The following is a 2,214-nucleotide window of genomic DNA, read 5'->3' on the forward strand; positions in this document are numbered from 1 at the left end:
GAATACGAGCAGGATTACTGGGCGCAACTGGAGCGAGCCCCGCAAGCCGCTTGATCACACGATCGCGGACTCCACCAAAGTCGGGGCAGCTCAGTCCGGCGGCCCAACGGTTCTCAGTCGATCGACCTGGCGGCTGCCGACTCTCGGAAGTCGACGACAGCTTCGCCGTTGGTTCGCGCCCACTCGGTCAGCATCACGATCGGCTCCTGGAGTGTCTGGCCGAGCGTGGTCAGGCTGTACTCGACTCGCGGCGGCGCTTCGGCGTACACCTGACGGTCGACCAGGCCGTTGCTTTGCAGGCGGCGAAGGGTCTGCGTCAGTACCTTGCGCGAGATCCCGCCGGACAGCGCGACGAGTTCGCTGTGTCTCTTGGGTCCGCCGGTGAGAGCGAACAGGACAACGACGGACCACTTGTTGGCGATGATCTCGATCGCCAGCCGTGCGGGGCAGTCGGCGAGGAACACCGTGCCCGCTTCCAGGTCCTTTGCCGCGCTCGCCAGGTCGGCTGCGGTCATGTTCACGAGCTGAAGGTTACCATTTGGTACCTATCGGCTTCCTAACGTCGACGCCATGGAACTTCACTCCGGCCAGAGCCGCCCCACGGCCACGCTCAACCGTCAGGTCATCGCCGTCAAGCCCATCACCGTTCCCACCACCGACCGCGGCATCGACCTACAGGTCAAGGTCACCGCACCGGTCGACGGGAGAGACCTGCCCGTCATCGTCTTCTCCCACGGCAACGCCTGGTCGATGGACGGCTACGAGCCCCTCGTAGACCGCTGGGCTGCTGCCGGGTTCGTCGTGGTGCAGCCCACCCATCTGGACTCCCGCCGCCACGGCATCGGCTTCGACGATCCCCGTTTCGCCACCATCTGGCGCGTGCGCATAGCCGATCTGCATAGTGTCCTGGACGGCCTCGGTGACATTCTCAACCAGGTCAGCGGTCTGGCCGCGCGCGTCGACCGCGATCGCGTCGCTGTCGTCGGGCACTCCTGGGGAGCACAGACCGCCGGTGCCCTCCTGGGCGCCCGCGTCCTCGACACCGAGGGCAACCCGGGCGAGGACTTCTCCCACCCCGCCGTCAAGGCGGGCGCGCTCATCGCGGCGGCCGGTGCCGGGGACGCTCTGACGCCCTTCGCGCTCACTTACCTCCCGTTCGCGCGCCCGGACTTCTCCGGCATGACCGCCCCCGCCCTGGTCATCGCCGGCGGAAAGGACCAGTCGGTGATGACTACCCGCGGACCGGAATGGTTCACCGATGCCTACCACCTCAGCCCGGGCCCGAAGCGACTGCTCACCATCGCCGAGGGCGAGCACCTCTTCGGCGGAATATCCGGCGAGGCCGCCAAGGACACCACCGACGAGGACCCCGCCCGCGTCGTCCTCGTCGCCGACGCCGTCTCCGCCTACCTGCACGACGTCCTCAGCGCCGACGCACGAAGCTGGCAGGCCCTGCAGGACCAGATCAGCCACAGCACCGGCGCCTTCAGTACCGAGAGCAAGTAGGTGCTTCGCGGCCTGGCCCGCGAGCTGACAGGTCGTTCTGGAGTTTCAGGCCAGGAGACGGCGAGACCGGGAGTGTCATGAATCAGGTGGCGCCAGCGACGCCGACGACGACGCCGACCAGCTCGCGCTGCTGCGCCGGGCCGAGAAGCACCTGCGCTACAGCTACGACATCGCCAGCGAGCTGGCCGACTCCCTCGGCGACGCGCACGACTTCTGACCGGTTCGGTCGCTCCGGTCGCTGACGCTGCCCACCACCGCCCCGCGCCACAGCACAAGGCGCGGGGCGGTGGCGCGCGGCCGTCCGGCCGACACCACCTTTGTGATTGGAGAACCGTGACACCCGAAACCCCCGCCACCGCCGAGTCCTGCGACCACCGTATGCGGCGGCTGGTGCGGATTGAGTCCCCGTTGATCGCCCCGCACACGCGGGTGGAGATCACCAGCTACGGCGTCCTGCACCAGGACCCGCCGCTCGGCGACGCCCTGACGCTCGACCTGACCATCGCCCTGTTCTCCCTACGGTTTGAGACTGTCTCAGCGAACGGGTGACCGCGTCATCGACCACGCCTTACGCGTTCGGGTCCCAGGCGAAGAGCCGCTCGAAGATGACCCGGTGTCCACGTACTGATCTGAGCGCTCCAACAAGTACGGAGTTATGTGCACCACTCACTGCCGGGGCGATCATGTCTGGAACTGCTATAGCGTGCT

General features: G+C 67.3%; 3 protein-coding genes. 2 read left to right on the forward strand and 1 reads right to left on the reverse strand.

All coding sequences use genetic code 11. From position 1 onward, the window contains the following. Positions 1–113: 113 nt before the first annotated feature. Entirely contained in the window at positions 114–515 is a 402-nt protein-coding gene (locus ABZW30_RS46865) for a helix-turn-helix domain-containing protein (RefSeq protein ID WP_355677472.1), read from the reverse strand. A gap of 55 nt (positions 516–570) precedes the next feature. On the opposite strand from ABZW30_RS46865, the gene ABZW30_RS46870 reads away from it, so the two are divergent. Beyond that, complete coding sequence (locus ABZW30_RS46870) at positions 571–1,506, forward strand: chlorophyllase (protein WP_355677473.1); 936 nt, start codon at positions 571–573, stop codon at positions 1,504–1,506. Between the two features lie 333 nt (positions 1,507–1,839). Then, positions 1,840–2,055 carry a hypothetical protein gene (locus ABZW30_RS46875; RefSeq protein ID WP_355677474.1) on the forward strand — a complete coding sequence of 72 codons (216 nt, stop codon included), beginning with the start codon at positions 1,840–1,842 and terminating at the stop codon, positions 2,053–2,055. Positions 2,056–2,214 lie beyond the last annotated feature (159 nt).

The sequence above is a fragment of the Kitasatospora sp. NPDC004669 genome, assembly GCF_040609455.1.
In the GTDB taxonomy this organism is placed as follows: Bacteria; Actinomycetota; Actinomycetes; order Streptomycetales; family Streptomycetaceae; genus Kitasatospora.